Origin of the sequence: Roseovarius marisflavi, from assembly GCF_900142625.1 — a bacterium.
Classification (GTDB): Bacteria; Pseudomonadota; Alphaproteobacteria; order Rhodobacterales; family Rhodobacteraceae; genus Roseovarius; species Roseovarius marisflavi.
This window is the reverse complement of the sequence record NZ_FRBN01000005.1, coordinates 108,377-127,288: the sequence shown is the minus strand read 5'-3', so window position 1 is coordinate 127,288 and position 18,912 is coordinate 108,377. Positions and strand designations below refer to the sequence as shown.

Sequence of the window (18,912 nt, the reverse complement as noted above, 5' to 3'; positions counted from 1 at the left end):
AAGTCAGGTCTCAGGCACCGGCGGTGTTCTGTGAGACCTAGTTCGGGCGCTCTGACATTTCGGCGCGGATCTGTTGGCGCAACAGGTCAATCGGCACGGTTTTGCCATCGCGCTTGAAGCACCAATAGGTCCAGCCGTTGCAGCTTGGCGCACCTTCAAGATGGGCGCCGACCTGATGAATGCTGCCTTTGACGTCATCACCGATCAGCGTGCCATCGGCACGCACCTTGGCCTTGTGACGACCGTTCATGCTCAGCAATTCTTCGCCGGGGCGCAGCATGCCGCGTTCGACCAGCTGACCGAAGGGCACGCGCGGCTCGGCACGTTTCGAGGTCGTGACCCGGAGCGCCTCGCGATCAAATTTGCGGGTGTTGCCAAGCCGCTTTTCGGCCACCTTGCGATAGGCCTCTTCGCGCTCGATCCCGATGTAATCGCGGCCAAGCATCTTGGCAACGGCGCCGGTGGTGCCGGTGCCAAAGAACGGGTCAAGCACGACGTCGCCGGGGTTGGTTGAACCGACAAGGATACGATGCAAGAGGCTTTCGGGTTTCTGGGTCGGATGGGCCTTGTCGCCGTGTTCATCCTTGAGACGCTCGTGCCCGGTACAGATCGGCAAAACCCAGTCGCTGCGCATTTGGATGCCATCATTGAGCGATTTCAGAGCTTCATAGTTGAAGGTGTACTTGCCGCCTTCTTCCTTGCTGGCCCAGATCATCGTTTCGTGGGCATTGGTGAAACGCTTGCCGCGAAAGTTCGGCATCGGATTGGACTTGCGCCAGACCACATCGTTCAGAATCCAAAAGCCCTGGTCCTGCAAGGCGGCCCCGACCCGGAAGATGTTGTGATAAGAACCGATTACCCAAATTGCCCCATTGGGTTTGAGTAATCGGCGCGCCGCCTTGAGCCAGTCTTGGGTAAATCTGTCGTAGGCGGCGAATGAGGAAAACTGATCCCAGGCGTCGTCAACCGCGTCCACCTGGCTATTGTCAGGGCGATGCAGGTCGCCCTTGAGCTGAAGATTATAGGGCGGGTCGGCAAAGATCAGGTCGACACTGGCCTCGGGAAGGCTGTTCATAACCTCGATGCATTCACCGGCAATAATCGTATTGAGAGGGAGCGCGGGCGCCCCTTTTGCTTTGGTCATCGTCTTCATTTTCTGCCTCTGTCCCGGCACTTTGTGTGCTCTGGTTGTTGAGGTCAAAGATGAGTCAAAGCTGATTCGCCGTCAATTTCTTTTTTGAATCAGAGGGTTAGTTATTTTTCTTGATACAAGATGTTGTGTACCGGTTTGAACGAACGTCTATGGTGAGGGGTCACCCCGAGATTTAGAAGCGCCGCTTTGTGGCTTTTTGACGGGTAACCTGCGTTTGTCTCCCAGCCATAGCCGGGAAACTGTTGCGCCAAGGCCTCCATGATGCGATCGCGCGTTATTTTTGCAACAATGGACGCCGCCGCAATAGAGACCGAGGCCGCATCGCCTTTGATAATTGCCTGCGCCGGAATGCTCAGACCGCGCGGAATAAGGTTGCCGTCAATAAGCGCTATGTCGGCGGTCTGGCGCAAACCAAGTAACGCGCGCTCCATCGCAAGATGCGAGGCGCGCAGGATGTTGATCGCGTCGATCTCTTCGACACTGGCATGGGCGGCTGAAACATCGGCGCAGGCCAACAACTCGTCATAAAGTGCTTCGCGGCGTTTCGCGCTGAGCTTCTTTGAATCGTTCAGACCCACCGGAATATGGGCGGGGTCAAGGATCACCGCCGCCGCCGTAACGGGGCCTGCCAGCGGCCCGCGCCCAACCTCGTCCACCCCGGCGATCAGGGTGAACCCCTGAGACAGGGCAAGCGCTTCATAGGTGTAATCGGGGCCCGGCATTACCCCAGATCGCATAGCGCGCCCGTAAATGCAAAAGGCCCAGAGAAATAAAAGGCCCCGAAATATGAAAGGGAAGAGGCGCACCCCTTCCCTTGTCCGCCAGAAAGTGTCTGGTGATTATTTACGGTCCTGATGGCGTCTGTTACGCGATTGCGTCGAATACCGGTCCGCACGACGTTGGTCGTACTGACGTGCCCGGTGCCCGCGACTGTCATAGGCTGGCTGTGCACGGTGGTAACCGCGGTTGTTGATGTGGCGCTCTTGGTGACGCTCATGACGATGATAGCGCTTTTGCTTGACGTGGCGCTTATGTTTGTAGTGGCGATCCTGGTGCCGGTAGTGGTGGCGATCCTGGCGTTGGTAGTTGTGACCATGACCACGGGCGACATAATCCTTGCGGCGGTCCTTTTTGCGATCATTGGCCACGGCGGCGCCAATGATGGCGAGGGCGGCGACACCCGCGATGATGGCGGCGGTCTCGCCGCGATCCTGTGCGCGCACTGGAGCAGAGCTAAGCCCGGTAACGGCAAGGGCGGCGCCCAGGACGATTGCGATAAACTTGCGGTGCATGATCTCTTTCCTTTCAGGTTTCACGACAGTGATGTCAAAGCGTTCGGCCTGTTTGACCGTTCGCGATGTACTCAAGGTGGGGTCAACCCGTTCAGACAGGCAATAACGCCCCGATGTTATCAGATAACAGCCGGTTTTCGGGTCATTTCGGATCACAGGTTATTGAATAGCCGTGGGGTTGGGCGCATCTTGCCCCCATGAAACAGATCACACAAATCACTCTCATGGCTCTTGGCCTTGCTCTTGCCGCCGGTGGCGCGCAGGCGGCCTGTCAGATCGAGTACAAAGCCAAGCGCGACAAGCCGCTTGAGCTTTATTATGATGTCACCACCGTCAATGCGCCCTGCTCTTCCGCAGAATCGGCGTTGCGCAAGCAATTGGCGAGCAAGGGGCTAAAGCTTCTCAAGGTGCTGTCGAAAAAGGAAAAGTAGGTTGGGTAAAATAGGGGGATGCCCGTGCGGGGATTAACCAGCACAGCCGCCGATGCGCGGCGCTCGGGCAACCGGGTTGTGGTTCTTGGCGTCGTGGCCATCGTTGTCATCCTGATGATTGCAGCTGTGGTCTTGTTTCTCAACCTGCCGGACGCCAATGCGTTCAATGCGCGGGTCGAGCGGATATTCGTGGAAAATGACGCGCTCACGGCGCGCACCGATATCAAGCTTCTGGAAATTCTCGCCCTCTCGGGAACGGCGTTTTCCGAAACCCTGACAAGCTATCGCATGGTGATTTTCGTATTGTTGGTTTTTGCCACCGCTCTTTTGGTCTCGGCTCTGGTGTTTCTGGTGATGCTGATCACGCTTAACCGCCGCATGGCCCAGATTGAACGCTCTGGCATTCAGGTAAGTTCGCTCTTGATCAGCCGCGAGGAAAAGACCGTGTATCTCAACAACATGGGGTTCAAGCTGACTGATGCGGCGATGGAAACCCTGTCGGTTCTGGCCGAGGCGCGGATGGATGACGATGTCATGACCGGGGCCGAGATCGAAGGCGTGATTTCGGGTCGCAATGCATCTGATTGTGAAGAAGCGGCCGGGGCCACCCGGATCAAGCGCCTGCGCGATACCTTGGGAAATCAGCTTGTGAGCGAACTTCTGGTCAAGAATATCGCACGGCGTGGCTATATGCTTGCGATCGACAAAGATGTGATCCGGGTTATCTGATAGCGCGGATTGGCTGGCGTGACGATGACCGATCGCCGCACCCGCGCCAAATGATCGTGAAAAATCGGCGTCAAAGACACGATTTGCCCCCCACGGACCGGGCTTGCAGGGGGGGAGGCGCATCTAATGCTTGTCTTTACGTCAATTCCAAAATAGCAAGCATCACGGTTTGAAGGGTAGTGGTGTCTTCTTAACCTTTGATCGGCTATGGTTTGGCCGCGACGGGATTGGGTTGACCGCGATGCGTATAAGTAATGCCATCAATTTCCCTTTGCCTTTTGGAGGTGCATGCACTTGTTGACAAACGACAGACTATCCGGCTTGTCGACGGCCTTTTCCACGGCTGACAGCACCGCAAGTGTAACGACACCTACTATTGACGACGGGACCCGGATTCTGGTGTGCCCGCAACTTACGTTGGCTGCGACGTCGCAGCCCAAACGCTGAGGGATATCTCAATTTGGCTCATACCCTGATGTCACCTGCTGTCACACCGGCCCAAGAACAGGCCGTGGCGACGCCAGACACCGAAGACGCACGTATTTGGGTCCGCATTCTCGCCAATTACCGAGAGCCGTCGCATGCGCGCAGCCTGTTCGAGCTTGTCGTGACGCTGATCCCGTTTCTGGCGATCTGGGCGCTTGCCATCTGGTGCCTGTCGTTCAGCTATCTTCTTGCCACGGGCCTTTCGGTTTTCAACGGCCTGTTTCTTGTGCGGCTGTTCGTGATTCAGCATGATTGTGGCCATGGCTCGTTCTTCAGCAGTCGTTTGCTCAATGACTGGATCGGGCGCGCCCTTGGGGTTGTGACCGTGACGCCCTATGACGTCTGGCGGCGCACCCACGCGGTGCATCACGCCTCTGCCGGGAACCTCGACAAGCGCGGCATGGGCGATGTGATGACCCTTACGGTCAGCGAATATCAGAGCCTGTCGCGCTTTGGACAGCTGAAATACCGGCTTTATCGCAACCCCTTTGTCCTGTTCGTGTTGGGGCCGTCCTATTTGTTCTTCCTTGAAAACCGCCTGCCGCTTGGGTTGATGACTGCCGGCTGGCGCTATTGGGTAAGTGCGATGGGCACGAATGTGGTGCTGGCCGTGGTTTTGGTCACGCTGGGCTATATCGGCGGACTTGCGGCGATCTTTCTTGTCTTTGTGCCCACGGTCGTCGTTGCGGCCTCGATCGGGGTCTGGCTGTTTTACGTTCAGCATCAGTTTGAAGAAACCTGCTGGGATCATGATCCGGACTGGCAGCTTCAGGATGCGGCCCTGCATGGCAGTTCGCATTATATCCTGCCCGGTATCCTGCGCTGGTTCTCGGCCAATATCGGCGCGCATCACGTGCACCACCTTCAGAGCCGTGTCCCGTTCTATCGCCTCTCCGAAATCCTGCGCGATCACCCCAAGCTTGACCAGGCACAGCGCCTGACGATCCGTGAAAGCATCAGCTGCGTAAAGCTTCAGCTTTGGGATGACCAAAGCCGTCGTTTGATTTCCTTTTCAGACGCCAAGATGATCTGAGCACGCCGGATCTCTGGCACGGACAGTTTGACAGCGCGTGGGTTTCACACACCCTACGGGCAATGCGGTGGGTCCGTCAGGTATAAAAACGGCCTAAACCACAACCTCCAAGGCCTCTTGTTCCCCGACCCCGAACACCCGTTTGTAGCGGGCGATTTCGTCGACGGGGCCCATGGCCTTGCGCGGGTTGTCGGATAGCTTGACGGTCGGGTGGCCATTGGCCGAGACCGCCTTGCACACGAGAGAAAACGGCGCGAGCGCGTCGTCGGCTGTCAGACCGCGGAAATCATTGGTCAGCAGCGTGCCCCAGCCAAAGGAACAGCGCACGCGGCCCGAAAACTGTTTGTGCAGGGTGATGATCTTGTCGACATCAAGCCCATCCGAAAAGATCACCATCTTTTCGCGCGGGTCTTCGCCCCGCTCTTTCCACCAGCGGATTGCGGTTTCGGCGCCGGTCGCCGGATCGCCGCTGTCAATGCGGATTCCGGTCCACCCCGCCAGCCAATCGGGGGCGTCGCGCAAAAAGCCCTCGGTGCCATAGGTATCGGGCAGGATGATGCGCAGGTTGCCGTCATGCTCTTCGTGCCAGTCGCTCAGCACGTCATAGGGTGCGCGCTTGAGCGCGGCGTCATCCTCGGCCAGTGCCGCATAGACCATGGGCAATTCATGCGCGTTGGTGCCAATCGCGGCAAGGTCGCGATTCTTTGCGATCAGACAGTTCGAGGTGCCGACAAAGGCATCGCCAAGACCTTCGGTCATTGCCTGCACACACCAATCCTGCCAGAGAAAGGAGTGGCGGCGGCGGGTGCCGAAATCTGCGATCCGAAGGTCGGGGATGTCGCGCAGCTTTTCGACCTTTTCCCAGAGCTTGGTCATCGCGCGGGCATAAAGCACCTGAAGCTCGAACTTTTTCATCGTGTTGAGCACCGCGCGCGAGCGCAGTTCCATCAACACGGCGAGCGCAGGGATTTCCCAAAGCATCACCTCGGGCCAGGATCCTTCAAAGGTCAACTCGTACTGCCCGTCACGCTTTTCAAGGTGATAGGGCGGCAAGCGCAGGGTCTCGAACCAATCCATGAATTCAGGCGTGAACATCTGGCGTTTGCCATAAAACGTATTGCCGCGCATCCAGGTGCTTTCGCCCCGCGACAGCGACAGCGAGCGGATGTGATCAAGCTGTTCGCGAAGCTCGCCCTCATCGACCAATTCCGCAAGGCGGATGGATTTGGTCCGGTTGATCAGCGAGAACCTGACCTGCGTATCGGCCTTGTTTCGAAACACCGATTGGCACATCAGCAGTTTGTAAAAATCAGTGTCGATCAGGGATCGCACGATCGGGTCGATCTTCCATTTGTGATTATGAACACGGGTGGCGATATCGACCATTTGCGCGGCTCCGGTAAGACTGTTTCGCCGGTTAAATCAAAGGGGGCGCAGGCGCGCAAGGCAAGTGGGCGATTCAAGGCAAAGTTAGGCTATATTCCGGGGCTTGTCGCCCGCAATGCGGACTTGGCCGTCGTTTGTTGTGCCGATCCTTGTATCCGCTTCCTTCGTATGACCTATGAGCACGGCCCCGCCCAAGGACGCGATTTGACAATGGTCAATTGACGCGCAACCCCTTGATGTAGTTTCCAATCAACGGGTATTTCCACGCCAGATACAAAGGAGGGGCATCGCCAGTAGATATGCGTTTAAGCCTCCTTAGAGTATTTGGTTATTTGGTCGGCGGGCTCTGGACAGCTTGGGGCGGGCGCAAGCGAATTGAAGCCAGGCAGCTCCGCAACCTTCGGCGCCTCGTGGATAAAGCGCGGCGCGACTCCCCCTTGTTTCATAGGCTCTATGCGGATCTTCCCGCATCAAGCGAGATCGAACTCTGCGACTTGCCGGTGACCCGCAAACCCGATCTCATGCGGAACTTCGATGACTGGCTGACGATCCGGTCCCTTTCCCTCGAAAGGGCCCGCGAACATCTACGGGATATCCAAAAGGTTGGTGTACCAATCGACGATGTAGCCGTTTTTCAGACCTCCGGGACATCCGGCGAACCTGCGGTCATCGTACTGCCCTCTTCGTTCGTGGAATATGCCTATGGGATAATGATGGCGCGCTTTGAACGGTATCATTGGAAGCTTATCCGAAAGGTCCGAAAGCTCGGTGTGAGGGTGACGATCACCGGCGGCAACGGTCACTTTGCCGGAAACGGATTCAACAAATTGGTGCAACGGCTGAATCCGGCGCTGGCGAGGTCTTTCGCGTTGACCTTCATCGAGGCCGAGCAGCCGATTGACCACCTCGTTGAAAAACTGAATGCGATAAAGGACGTCGCCTGGATCGTGACCTATCCCAGCATGCTGAGCATCCTCGTCAGGGAAAAAGAGGCCTGGCGACTGAAGATCGAGCCTGCGCTTTTCAGTACGGGAGGCGAGAAGCTCACGGATGATCTCCGCAAGCGGGTTCGACAGGCCTTTCCTTCGCTGATATCCGACATTCTTGATCCCTATGGCTGCACCGAGTGCCTGATGATTTCGTTCGAGTGCAGCTGCGGGCGGAAACATTTGAACGAGGACTGGGTGATCCTCGAAGCAGTCGACAAGGCGATGCGGCCGGTTCCCGATGGCACGTTGTCGGAGACAGTGCTGCTGACGGTTCTCGCCAACGCGGCGCAGCCCTTCATCCGATATGATCTCGGTGATTGCGTTCGCTTCGACAAGGAACCCTGCCCCTGTGGATCGCCATTTCGCAGTTTTCAGGTGGAAGGACGCCAGGCAACGCTCGTTCATGTGGGCCAGGTGACGCTGTCGCCGCTCGTTTTCGATTTGGAGCACGAGCAGGCCCGGCGCATCCAACTGGTCCAGACCAAAGAGAAGGTTTTCGAGGTTCGAATAAAGCTGGCAGATGAGGCGGCGGCAGGGCGTGTCTTTCAAGAGGTCATCGAGTCGGTGCAACAGGTGTTTCACGATAATGGCCTGGAGGGTGTCACGGTGCGAAAAAGCAGAGCACTGCCCGAATTCACCGCGAGCGGCAAATTCCACGACGTCGTGCCTTTGCGAAACACCAATGCACGAAACACGACATTATCCGGTAGTCGCCAGTCGGCGTCGGATTGAAGACGTGAGTGCCCCGCAAAACCGCGCTGCTGTATGTCTTCAGCTTCATCATAACAGAGCTTCGCAATTGAACTCAGGCCGGGCAAAACGCGCTCAAAACCAACCTAGGCGGCGTTGCGCGCGGATCGTTTCATCGAGCAAGGGGCATTTTGCGCGTTTGGGGTGCTTTGCAATGCCTTGCCGTTGCCGAGTTAAAGTGGTCAAAAATTGTATTCAGCCCACTTTCAATTATACCAAGACAAAGCTTCAGCACTTTCAGGCCGCTTAACATCTTGTCTTGGCCCTCAGTCGCGACTTGATAGGATAGAAGAGGATTTTACAGGGGCGGCAGGATGACCAAGAGAACCTATTATGCACCGACGGGCGGATTACCGCCTCAAACCCAGCTTTTGACCGATCGCGCCATGTTCACCGAGGCCTATGCTGTCATTCCCAAAGGCACGATGAGCGATATCGTCACCAGCTTTCTGCCCTTCTGGGAGGGCGCGCGCTTTTGGGTACTGTCGCGCCCGCTTTCGGGTTTTGCCGAGACATTCTCGCAATATATCGCCGAGGTTCAGCCCGGCGGCGGAAGCGAGCGGCCCGAAACCGAGGCCGGGGTTGAAGCCGTTCTTTTCGTGGTTGAGGGCAGCATGACCCTTTTGATTGACGGCACGCCCCATGAAATGGCCGAGGGAGGTTATGCCTTTTTGCCGCCAAGCGCCAAGTGGAGCCTGCGCAACGAGAGCAGCGCGCCGGTGCGCTTTCACTGGATTCGCAAGGCCTATGTCGCGGTCGAAGGGCTTGATATGCCCGACGCCTTTGTCACCAACGAGGCCAGGGTCGCACCGACAGAGATGCCCGGCACCGATGGCAAATGGGCAACTTCGCGATTTGTCGATCCGAACGACCTGCGCCATGACATGCATGTCACGATTGTCACCTTCCAACCCGGAGCGGTCATTCCCTTCGCCGAGACCCACGTGATGGAGCACGGGCTATATGTGCTTGAGGGCAAGGCAGTCTATCGGCTTAACCAGGATTGGGTCGAGGTCGAGGCCGGCGATTACATGTGGCTGCGCGCCTTTTGCCCACAGGCCTGTTACGCGGGTGGGCCGGGGCCGTTCCGCTATCTGCTTTACAAGGATGTGAACCGGCATATGCCGCTTGGGCCAAGTCGGGTCTGATCGGGCCTGATCGGGCCGAAACAGACCCTGAGAGACAAAAAGGGGGAAGGGGCATCATACCCCTTCCCCCATTTTTGTTGACCATGCTCCCTTAGTCGGTGGGAAGCGATCCCTTGCCGTGACCGGCCATGCCGCCGGATACCTCTTCGGTGGCTTCATCCGAAAGCTCTTCGGGGAGCACAAGGTTAAGCACGATGGCGATAAGCGCCGCCGGCAACAAGCCCGAGGTCATCAGGATCCGGATCGTATCGGGCAGGTATTTGACCGCGTCAGGTTCAAGCTGAAGCCCAAGACCAACACTAAGCGCGATGGCGAAAATCACCATGTTGCGACGGTTCCATGCCACATCCGACAGCATCGAGATACCGGCCGCGACAACCATGCCGAACATCACGATCACACCGCCGCCAAGCACCTCGATCGGAACGGTACGAATGACCGCGCCCACCTTGGGCACCAGGCCACAGATGATCAGGAAGATCGCACCGCAGGTCACCACGTGGCGGCTCATGACACCGGTCATGGCGATCAGCCCGACATTCTGGCTGAACGAGGTGTTGGGAAAGGCGCCAAAGCAACCGGCAAGCGCGGTACCGAGACCATCGGCATAGGTCGCACCCTGAATTTCCTTATCCGTCGCTTCGCGCCCGGCACCACCCTTGGTGATCCCGCTGACATCGCCAACAGTTTCAATCGCCGAGATGAACGCCATCAGACAAAAGCCGATGATCGCGGCGCCGGAGAATTCGAACCCGTATTTGAAGGGTTGCGGCAGGGCAAAGGCCGCCGAACGCGCCCAGGAACCAGAGATCGTCTCAAAGCTCAGCATGCCCATCATGATCGCATAGACGTAGCCGACCAGCAGACCGACAAGCACCGCAGAAATCGCCAGCATGCCACGGGCAAAGAACTTAAGCCCGAGAGTCACCGCGATCACGATAAGCGCAGCGGACCAGTTGAGAAGCGATCCGTATTCCGCCGCGCCCGACATTTTCGCAGGCACACCGCCGGCGGCATACTGGATGCCGACCTTGACCAGCGCCAGACCGATCATCGTCACCACAAGCCCGGTCACCAGGGGCGGTAGCGCAAAGCGGATTTTCCCGATGAATGTCCCCAAAAGGGCGTGGAAAAGCCCGCCAAGGATAACGCCGGCGAACAGGGCGGCAAGCGCATCAACGCCCTTGCCCGCCACCAGCGGGATCATGATCGGCAAGAACGCAAACGACGTGCCCTGTACAATCGGCAGGGCCGCGCCAATCGGTCCGATGGTGATGGTCTGCATAAGCGTGGCAACGCCCGCAAACAGCATCGACATCTGGATAAGATAAAGCAGTTCCGGAAAATCCGGGGAGTTCGAGCCAAAGCCAAAACCCGCCGCCCCCGCAACGATGATCGCAGGCGTCACATTAGAGACAAACATTGCCAAAACGTGCTGAATTCCAAGCGGAATACCACGTGCAAAGCCGGGAAAGTAGTTTGGATCGCGAAGCTGTTCCGGCGTCCCTATTGAAGTATCAGCCATGATCATTCCTCCTGTCGCAGCTGTCCGCGTTATGCCTCTGGTTCTTTTTGCCAGAGTGCTTGTTCAATGGATTCAACGACAAACGGATCGTCCAACCAGTGTTCTTCAAGATTGGGGCCCTCGCCGATGCGATCGACCACAATGTATTGCCCCGGTGCGCCAATCGGGGCCAGAACCCCGTGCCAGACACCGCGATGCAGGTTGATGGATTGCCCCGGCCCGGTGATGAACGCCTTGAGGTTCACCGGAACGCCGCCCTCGTCATCCGCAACGATCACCAGAAACGGCACCCCGTTGAGCGGCACGAACGCCTGGCTTCCATCAGGGTGACGCTCGACCATATCCACAAGATGCGGCAGGTGGCGTGCGCGTGCGTCAAACAGGCTGATCCCGGCGCGCCCGTTCGAGAAATCAAGCGCGGCCAGATCATCATGGCGGCCACACATGCCTTGATTGATCATCTTGCTCGGCACATCGCGCGGCTCGATGATGTCGCCATAGGGCGCAAAGGCCTCTGGCGTCAGCGGGGTCAGGGTCAGCGGGCGGGTCATTGCGGCAACATGCCTTTCAGGCGCCATTCGCCGATCCGCTCGACCTGTTTGCAGGCCTCGGCAAACTCGGTCTCGCTATCGTTATTGATCCGGCGTTCAAACGCCTGCCGGATCGACGCCTTGGTGTTGTCACGCACCGCGATGATGAAGGGAAAGCCGTGCTTGGCCACGTATTCGGCGTTGAGCGACTGAAACATCGCGCGCTCGGCATCGGTGAGCATATCAAGCCCCGCGCCCGCCTGTTCGCATGTGCTTTCCGCCGTCAGCTGCCCCGCAGCGGCCAGCTTGCCGGCCAGATCGGGGTGCGCCGTCAAAACGCCAAGCCGTTCGTCATGTGACGCAGAGCGGAACATCCGGCAAAGCGCATGATGCAGACCCGTGGCGCAATCATGGGCCGGGCCAAGCTCAAGATCAAAGGCCCGCTCGGCGATCCAGGGCGAATGCTCGAACACCCCGCCAAACGCCGCGACGAACGCCTCTTTGGTCATTTCAGACGGGCGTTCAAACGCCACTTTCGGGTGGTGATCATGCCAATGACGGGCAATCTCGATCCGGCGTGCGAACCAGACATCGGCATGCCCTTGGGCGTACTCCATAAAGCGGCGCAGGGCCATGATACGCCCCGGCCGCCCGACAAGACGGCAATGCAGGCCGATTGACATCATCTTGGCCTGACCGGCCTCGCCCTCGGCGTAAAGCGCGTCAAAGGTGTCTTTGAGGTAGGCAAAAAACTGATCGCCCGAGTTGAAGCCCTGCGGCGTCGCAAACCGCATGTCGTTGCAATCAAGTGTATAGGGCACGATCAGCTGATCCTTGCCGCCCGACGTGATCCAATAAGGCAGGTCATCGGCATAGGCATCAGACACATAGTCAAACCCGCCCTCATCCGCGACAAGATCGACGGTATTTGCCGAGCACCGCCCGGTATACCAGCCGCGTGGGCGCGTGCCGGTCACCTCGGTATGAAGGCGGATTGCCTCGAGCATATCGGCCTTTTCATCCTCGGGCGCGCAATCCTTGTATTCGATCCATTTCAACCCGTGGCTCGCGATTTCCCAATCGGCATCCTGCATGGCGCGTACCTGTTCGGGATTGCGCGCAAGGGCAGAGGCCACACCATAGACCGTCGCGGGTATATTCAGCTCTGTGAACAAGCGGTGCAAACGCCAGAACCCGGCGCGCGCTCCGTATTCATAGATCGATTCCATGTTCCAATGGCGCTGACCCGGCCAGGCGGCGGCGCCAACGATCTCGGACAGGAACGCCTCGGATGCGGCATCGCCGTGCAAGATGTTGTTTTCACCGCCCTCTTCGTAATTGATTACGAATTGCACGGCGATTTTCGCACTACTGGGCCATTTCGGATCGGGCGCATTCGCACCAAAACCGCGCATATCACGGGGATAACGTGTCATCAAAGGTGTCTCCAGATTTCGATTATGTTCTAAGTCGAAAGAATGCATATTACCTTCCAGAAATTTTTGAAGGAGTTGTTTGCAAGACTAATCTGTCAAAAACCTTTAGATAACGCCAGTAAGCAAGCCACCTTCAAAGCCCAAGGAGCGATCATGACCGGTTATTTAACAACGCATGTTCTGGACACCGCGCGCGGTTGCCCGGCCCAAGGCCTGAAGATCGAGCTTTTTCGCATCACTGGCGAGCATCGCGAGTTGCTGGATAGTCTGGTCACGAATGACGACGGGCGAACCGACCGACAAATCCTGCCTGCTGAACGCTTTGAAACGGGCACCTACGAGCTTGTGTTTCATGCCGGTGATTATCTTACATTGATTGGCACCCCGGCCGAAGACCCGCGCTTTCTCGATATCGTGCCGCTGCGTTTTGGCATGTCTGAACATAGCCACTATCATGTGCCGCTTTTGCTCTCGCCATTCGGGTATTCAACCTATCGCGGAAGTTAAGTCACGCGTACTGCGGAAGGGACGCCTGAATGTGATTGACCATGAAATCAATGAATAGCCGCGTCTTGGGGTCCTGACGGCGGCGATGGCTGTAAAGACAGGCCATCTGGATCGGAATCGGCGGCTCGTCTTCAAGAACCGGAACAAGCCGACCCTCGCGCAGGTATTCGGCCACTTCGAACATCGGCTTGAGGATGATCCCGTGCCCGTCCAGCGCCCAGTTGGTCAGAACATCGCCATCATCGGTTTCAAACGGGCCCGACACCGCGAACCGTTTGACCCCTTCGGGCGTTTGAAGCGGCCATTGAAATTCCGGTGCGCCGGGAAACCGCAGATTCAGACAGTCGTGCTTATCCCCCCTGAGGCTTGCGCTATCGCGCGGCAGGCCCCTGCGCGCGATGTACTCCGGGGCGGCACAAAGCACCCTCGGGCAATCCGCAATCTTGCGAATGCGAAGCGTTGAATCCTCGGGCACGCCAAGAAAAAATGCCGCATCAAGCCCCTCACCCGCAAGATCAAGCTTTCGATCCGACAGGCGCAGCCGGATGGTGATCAGCGGATAGGCCTCTTTGAACCGAGGGATCATGGGGGCGATCAGACGCTTGCCCATGCCAAGCGGCGCCGCCACATAAAGCGTGCCCCGCGGCGAACTTGTAACGTCGGTGATATCGGCCTCGGCTTCGTCTACCGCCTCAAGAATCTTGCAGGCCCCGCTATAAAACAGCACCCCCTGCTCGGTCGGGTGAAGCGTCCGGGTGGTGCGTTGAAACAGCCGAATGTTCAGATGCTCTTCGAGATGCGCAATTCGCGCCGAGGCAACCGCGGCGGAAATTCTCTGATCCCGCGCCGCCGCCGACATATTGCCAAGCTCGTAAACACGGACGAACGTCCGGATATTGTTCAAGTAAGACATGGCAAAATGATTATTAGCTTTCTATTGAAGCTGCTAGGATTTTTTTTGCATTACAGGGCAATGGCGCGGTGAAGTAGGGTCGCCCAAAGTGATCTTAGGAGAAGAAAATGCAGGATTTCGCTATCATTTGGGACTGGCTTGACTTTGCCGTACGGTGGCTTCATGTCATCACTGCGATGGCCTGGATCGGGTCATCGTTCTATTTCGTGGCGCTTGACCTTGGCTTGCGCAAGGCCCCGCATCTTCCGCCCGGCGCGCATGGCGAAGAATGGCAGGTCCACGGCGGCGGCTTTTATCACATTCAGAAATACCTGGTCGCGCCCGACAACATGCCCGAGCACCTGATCTGGTTCAAATGGGAAAGCTATACCACCTGGCTTTCGGGCGCGGCGCTTTTGATGATCGTCTATTGGGCCGGGGCAGAGCTTTACATGATCGACCCGGCCAAGGCCGATCTTGCGATCTGGCAGGGCATCCTGATTTCTGCCGCCTCGTTGACCGTTGGCTGGCTGGTCTACGATTTCCTGTGCAAATCCGGGCTTGGCGAAAAGCCGACCTTCCTGATGGTTCTTTTGTTCATCCTGCTGGTAATCATGGCCTATGGGTATAATCAGGTGTTCACCGGGCGCGCCTCGCTTTTGCATCTTGGCGCCTTCACCGCCACGATCATGACGGCCAATGTGTTTTTCATCATCATGCCCAATCAGCGGATCGTCGTGAAAGACCTGCAAGAGGGGCGCACACCAGACCCTAAATATGGCAAAATTGCCAAACTGCGCTCGACGCACAACAACTATCTTACCTTGCCGGTCGTGTTTCTGATGCTCAGCAATCACTATCCGCTGGCCTTCGCGTCCGAGTATAACTGGCTTATCGCGGCGCTGGTGTTTCTGATGGGGGTAAGCATCCGGCACTATTTCAACACACGCCACGCCGGGACCGGCAATCCGACCTGGACATGGGCCGTGACCGCTCTGCTGTTCATCGCAATCATGTGGCTAAGCACGGCCCCTTTGCGCAACGATACCTATGAGGAATCAGAGGCGCGGCCGTTGACTTCCACGCAGCAGGTCTTTGCCGCGGCCGAGGGGTTTGACGAGATCACAAGCATCATCCCCGGCCGCTGTGCGATGTGTCACGCCCGCGAGCCGTTCTACGACGGCATTCACCGGGCGCCCAAGAATATCCTGCTGGAAACCCCCAACGACATCGCCCGCGCCGCGCGCCAGATCTATTTGCAGGCCGGTGTATCCGTCGCCATGCCCCCGGCCAATGTGTCCTTCATGGAAGAGGACGAGCGCAAGGCGATCATCCGCTGGTACCGGGACGCCGCCCGCGATCTTCCGTTCTCGCTGGCCGCAAAGTGACACGAAAACCGGGGCCTGAGGCGGTGATTCTTGCCACTTGGAGGCCCGCTGTGACTAGCCCTTTCAAACATCTCTCGATGGTTTGAAATCAGCGTTTGGAAATACAGGTTAAAGCGAATAACCTTCAAATTAAAAATGGCAATTTCGAAAAGCCGAAATCAGATCCTATATTTTCTTATTTATTACAAAATATTAGAGGGTTTCGATTCAATTTTGACCGTGTGGTTCAATTGCTCTTCATTGCTCAAACATCGCCCCTGAGGCGCTTGATCGGTGCAAATACCACGCCTTCGATACCCTGCTTCACAATGACTTCGCTTGCAGAGCGCCAAAACAAACCGCGCCGGTCAGGCTATATTTACGGAACAGGGACACATAAAAAAACATATCGGAAATCTGCTTGGCGGACTGGCACTTGTTGCGGGTCTTGCGACAAGCAACGCCGCACAGGCCGGCTTTTCCACCACCGAGGTACAGCTGCATTGCGGCGATGGCTACAAGATGGGTCGCAACGCGACCTTCGCGAATGGCTTTAGCGAAGAAACAGCGCGAGACCATCACGCTTGACCATTTCTCGACCAACGATATCGGCGATCTGTTCTTCTTCGTCGACTTTTTCCGCGACACCAGCTCTGGTACCGGACGGGAAAGCGATCAGTATGGCGAGATCTATTATCACCTTCACGGCAGCAATATCGGCCTGACCTTTGACGAAGGCAACCTGTTAAAGGGTCTTGATCTGGGTGTCGGCCTGAACCAGGGCACCGATGTCTCGGTCGCTCTGGCCGGTCCGCGTCTCAGCTTTAACGTGCCCGGTTTCAAGGTCCTGTCGCTTGGCGTCTATGCCTATGAGAATTTCGTCGATGTCTTTGACCGCAAGCTTGATACCACCTATCAGGCCACGATTGTCTGGGATGCGCCCTTCGCCATCGGCTCGCAAAAATTCCAGGCCAAGGGCTTTGTCGACTTTATCGGCTCGCAGGGCAATCGGATTGCAAGACAGATCGTGTTCTCGCCGCAAGTCCGCTGGGATATTGGCAATGCGATGGGCATGAAAGAAAACAAGGGGCATCTTGGCATCGAGTACACCCACTTCGACAACAAGTTCGGCAATAAAGGTGTTGACGAGGATTCCGCGTCGATCTTCCTTGGGCTCAAGTTCTAAACCGGGCCTTTCCAACCGGGTGAGCGAGGCGGAGATATCTTCGCCTCGTTTGCGCTTTACCCCGGATGCGCAAGCGCCGCCACAAGCCGCGCCCAATCATGCGCCCAGCTATCGTCGGAGCGGTCCGAAAGGCGGATCATCCAAAGCTCCATCTGCTGACCTGGAAGGCTTTGCACAAGGCTCTTGAGGCGACCAGATTCAAGGTCTTCGGCCACCATCCCCTCGGGAAGCCACGCCACACCGATCCCGCGACAGGCATATTCACGCGCCGCCAGCGTCAACGCGGTTTCCGCGCGCCGCCGCAACACCCGATGCGCCGGAACGCCCGGCATGATCGCCCGCGCCATCACCTGACCAAGGAATACATCCGACGGATAGCCGATAAACGGAAGATCTTCGCCCTGCGCCAGACGCGGCACGGCGACCGGAATCAACCGCTCGCGCCCTAGCAACACCTGCTCGAACGCCCGGTTCAGGGTCAGCGGCGCAATCTCCGGCGCGGCGTAAACCACCGCAAGATCAACCTCGCCGGACAGCAGCCGCAACAGACATTCATCACGGTTATCCGAGCGCACCCGCACCGAGCGCCCGCCCTGCGCGGTCAGAATGCTGACGATCGCGGGCGAATGGGTTGTGGTGATCGCGTGCTGACAGGCCAGCGTCAGCCCCCGCGCGCCGCTTGTCTGGGTCAGCGCCTCGCGCAGGTGGCGAAGCTGCGTTGCCAGGGCGCGCATTTCCCCGGCCTGCGCCTCGATCTCGGGCAAGAGAACCACCGGCTTGCGACGGCGATCAAACAGCGGCACGCCAAGCGCCTCTTCAATCGCGCGCAGGCGTCGGGTAAAGGCGGATTGGCTCACATGGCGCATCTGCGCCGCCCGCGCCAGCGACCCGGCCTCGGCCACCGCAAGGATATCGTCAAGCCATTCAAGCCGCATGTCCCATCCTATCTTGCAGAATTTGCATAATACATGGCGATAATAGCATTAGACGCCCATGTCGTCGCCACTTATTCTGCTATCAACGCATTTTATTGGAGACTGACATGCATCTTGCCCGTTACCCGCGCCGCTTCATGGCCCACCTGCCCACCCCGCTTGAGCGGATGGACCGCCTGACCGCCGAACTTGGCGGGCCGGAAATCTGGATCAAGCGCGACGATTGCACCGGCCTCTCGACCGGCGGCAACAAGACCCGCAAGCTTGAATTCCTGATGGCCGAAGCAGAGCTTCAGGGCGCTGACCTTGTGATGACCCAGGGCGCGACCCAATCCAACCACGCCCGTCAGACCGCGGCCTTCGCGGCCAAGCTTGGTATGGGCTGTCACATCCTTCTGGAAGACAGAACAGGCTCTAACAATGCCAATTACAACAATAACGGCAACGTTTTGCTTGATCACATGCATGGCGCCACCACCGAAAAGCGCGGTCCGGGTCTGGACATGAACGCCGAAATGGAAGCGGTCGCCGACAAGTTCCGCGCCGAGGGGCGCAATGTCTATACCATCCCCGGTGGCGGCTCGAACCCGACCGGCGCCTTGGGGTATGTCAACTGTGCCTTTGAAATGCTCGCGCAGTTCAACGATCGCGCGCTCAAGGTCGATCACATCGTTCATGCCACCGGAAGCGCCGGCACGCAGGCGGGTCTTATCACCGGGCTCAAGGCGATGAACGCCAATATCCCGCTCTTGGGCATCGGCGTGCGCGCCCCCAAGGACAAGCAGGAAGAGAACGTTTACAATCTTGCCGTCAAAACCGCAGAAAAGCTTGGCTGCCCCGGCGTCGTGAGCCGCGAAGATGTTGTCGCCAACACCGATTACGTCGGCGAAGGTTATGGCATCCCGACCGAGGGCGGCATCGAGGCGATCAAGATGTTCGCAGAGCTTGAGGCGATCCTGCTTGATCCGGTCTATTCTGCCAAAGGCGCGGCCGGGTTCATTGATCTGATCCGCAAGGGCCATTTCAAAAAGGGTGAGCGGGTCGTGTTCCTGCACACTGGCGGGTCTGTCGCTCTGTTTGGCTATGACGCCGCGTTCGACTTTTCGGATCGCTGGACGGCCTAAAGCCGCCCTTTGC

At 57.7% G+C, this 18,912-nt stretch carries 19 protein-coding genes; 9 read left to right on the top strand and 10 right to left on the bottom strand.

The features are described from left to right. Positions 1-37: 37 nt before the first annotated feature. From BUB78_RS07015 to BUB78_RS20845, 3 genes are all read right to left on the bottom strand, one after another. A complete protein-coding gene (locus tag BUB78_RS07015) occupies positions 38-1,153 on the bottom strand; it encodes a site-specific DNA-methyltransferase (protein WP_073196484.1) in 1,116 nt (371 codons plus the stop codon). Positions 1,154-1,254: 101 nt separating this feature from the next. Next, positions 1,255-1,875, bottom strand: a complete 621-nt coding sequence (locus BUB78_RS07010) for a ribonuclease HII (protein WP_073196481.1) — start codon at positions 1,873-1,875, stop codon at positions 1,255-1,257. 117 nt (positions 1,876-1,992) lie between these two features. Further along, on the bottom strand, positions 1,993-2,445 hold the full coding sequence (locus tag BUB78_RS20845) for a hypothetical protein (protein ID WP_181444375.1): 453 nt from the start codon (positions 2,443-2,445) through the stop codon (positions 1,993-1,995). 197 nt (positions 2,446-2,642) lie between these two features. Here BUB78_RS20845 and BUB78_RS07000 point away from each other — a divergent pair, with 197 nt between their 5' ends. The 3 genes from BUB78_RS07000 to BUB78_RS06990 all read left to right on the top strand — a co-directional run bounded on the left by BUB78_RS07000 (position 2,643) and on the right by BUB78_RS06990 (position 5,124). After that, positions 2,643-2,876, top strand: a complete 234-nt coding sequence (locus tag BUB78_RS07000) for a hypothetical protein (protein ID WP_073196477.1) — start codon at positions 2,643-2,645, stop codon at positions 2,874-2,876. Positions 2,877-2,900: 24 nt separating this feature from the next. Further along, positions 2,901-3,605, top strand: a complete 705-nt coding sequence (locus tag BUB78_RS06995) for a hypothetical protein (RefSeq protein WP_084732796.1) — start codon at positions 2,901-2,903, stop codon at positions 3,603-3,605. Positions 3,606-4,080: 475 nt separating this feature from the next. After that, a complete protein-coding gene (locus BUB78_RS06990) occupies positions 4,081-5,124 on the top strand; it encodes a fatty acid desaturase (protein WP_073196472.1) in 1,044 nt (347 codons plus the stop codon). Between the two features lie 93 nt (positions 5,125-5,217). Here BUB78_RS06990 and pncB read toward each other — a convergent pair whose 3' ends face one another. Continuing rightward, a complete protein-coding gene (gene pncB, locus BUB78_RS06985) occupies positions 5,218-6,510 on the bottom strand; it encodes a nicotinate phosphoribosyltransferase (RefSeq protein WP_073196470.1) in 1,293 nt (430 codons plus the stop codon). A 299-nt stretch (positions 6,511-6,809) separates the two neighbouring features. Here pncB and BUB78_RS06975 point away from each other — a divergent pair, with 299 nt between their 5' ends. After that, positions 6,810-8,231 (top strand): phenylacetate--CoA ligase family protein, encoded by a 1,422-nt coding sequence (locus BUB78_RS06975; protein ID WP_245813395.1) that lies wholly within the window; start codon positions 6,810-6,812, stop codon positions 8,229-8,231. A 332-nt stretch (positions 8,232-8,563) separates the two neighbouring features. Then, positions 8,564-9,397 carry a bifunctional allantoicase/(S)-ureidoglycine aminohydrolase gene (locus BUB78_RS06970; RefSeq protein ID WP_073196466.1) on the top strand — a complete coding sequence of 278 codons (834 nt, stop codon included), beginning with the start codon at positions 8,564-8,566 and terminating at the stop codon, positions 9,395-9,397. A gap of 91 nt (positions 9,398-9,488) precedes the next feature. On the opposite strand, the gene BUB78_RS06965 is transcribed toward BUB78_RS06970, so the two are convergent. From BUB78_RS06965 to puuE, 3 genes are read right to left on the bottom strand one after another with little or no spacing between them, the layout of a single operon-like run. Next, positions 9,489-10,922 carry a uracil-xanthine permease family protein gene (locus BUB78_RS06965; protein WP_073196618.1) on the bottom strand — a complete coding sequence of 478 codons (1,434 nt, stop codon included), beginning with the start codon at positions 10,920-10,922 and terminating at the stop codon, positions 9,489-9,491. A 29-nt stretch (positions 10,923-10,951) separates the two neighbouring features. Continuing rightward, positions 10,952-11,473 (bottom strand): ureidoglycolate lyase, encoded by a 522-nt coding sequence (locus tag BUB78_RS06960; protein WP_073196464.1) that lies wholly within the window; start codon positions 11,471-11,473, stop codon positions 10,952-10,954. Continuing rightward, the gene (gene puuE, locus BUB78_RS06955) at positions 11,470-12,888 is read right to left on the bottom strand and encodes an allantoinase PuuE (RefSeq protein WP_073196462.1); all 1,419 of its coding nucleotides are present in this window, start codon (positions 12,886-12,888) and stop codon (positions 11,470-11,472) included. Before puuE ends, BUB78_RS06960 begins: the two co-directional genes overlap by 4 nt. Before the next feature lie 153 nt (positions 12,889-13,041). On the opposite strand from puuE, the gene uraH reads away from it, so the two are divergent. Next, positions 13,042-13,395 carry a hydroxyisourate hydrolase gene (gene uraH, locus BUB78_RS06950; protein ID WP_073196460.1) on the top strand — a complete coding sequence of 118 codons (354 nt, stop codon included), beginning with the start codon at positions 13,042-13,044 and terminating at the stop codon, positions 13,393-13,395. Between the two features lies 1 nt (position 13,396). On the opposite strand, the gene BUB78_RS06945 is transcribed toward uraH, so the two are convergent. Continuing rightward, complete coding sequence (locus tag BUB78_RS06945) at positions 13,397-14,308, bottom strand: LysR family transcriptional regulator (protein ID WP_073196458.1); 912 nt, start codon at positions 14,306-14,308, stop codon at positions 13,397-13,399. A 107-nt stretch (positions 14,309-14,415) separates the two neighbouring features. Here BUB78_RS06945 and BUB78_RS06940 point away from each other — a divergent pair, with 107 nt between their 5' ends. After that, positions 14,416-15,675, top strand: a complete 1,260-nt coding sequence (locus BUB78_RS06940; protein ID WP_073196456.1) for a urate hydroxylase PuuD — start codon at positions 14,416-14,418, stop codon at positions 15,673-15,675. Positions 15,676-15,978: 303 nt separating this feature from the next. Here BUB78_RS06940 and BUB78_RS20890 read toward each other — a convergent pair whose 3' ends face one another. Beyond that, entirely contained in the window at positions 15,979-16,158 is a 180-nt protein-coding gene (locus tag BUB78_RS20890) for a hypothetical protein (protein ID WP_139279272.1), read from the bottom strand. 43 nt (positions 16,159-16,201) lie between these two features. Here BUB78_RS20890 and BUB78_RS06930 point away from each other — a divergent pair, with 43 nt between their 5' ends. Then, positions 16,202-16,840, top strand: coding sequence for a hypothetical protein (locus BUB78_RS06930; RefSeq protein ID WP_073196454.1), 639 nt, complete (start codon positions 16,202-16,204; stop codon positions 16,838-16,840). Between the two features lie 56 nt (positions 16,841-16,896). Here BUB78_RS06930 and BUB78_RS06925 read toward each other — a convergent pair whose 3' ends face one another. Continuing rightward, positions 16,897-17,775, bottom strand: coding sequence for a LysR family transcriptional regulator (locus BUB78_RS06925; protein WP_073196453.1), 879 nt, complete (start codon positions 17,773-17,775; stop codon positions 16,897-16,899). A 107-nt stretch (positions 17,776-17,882) separates the two neighbouring features. Between BUB78_RS06925 and cuyA the strand changes: the two genes are divergently transcribed. Beyond that, complete coding sequence (cuyA, locus tag BUB78_RS06920) at positions 17,883-18,899, top strand: D-cysteate sulfo-lyase (RefSeq protein WP_073196452.1); 1,017 nt, start codon at positions 17,883-17,885, stop codon at positions 18,897-18,899. The last annotated feature ends 13 nt before the right edge of the window (positions 18,900-18,912 follow it).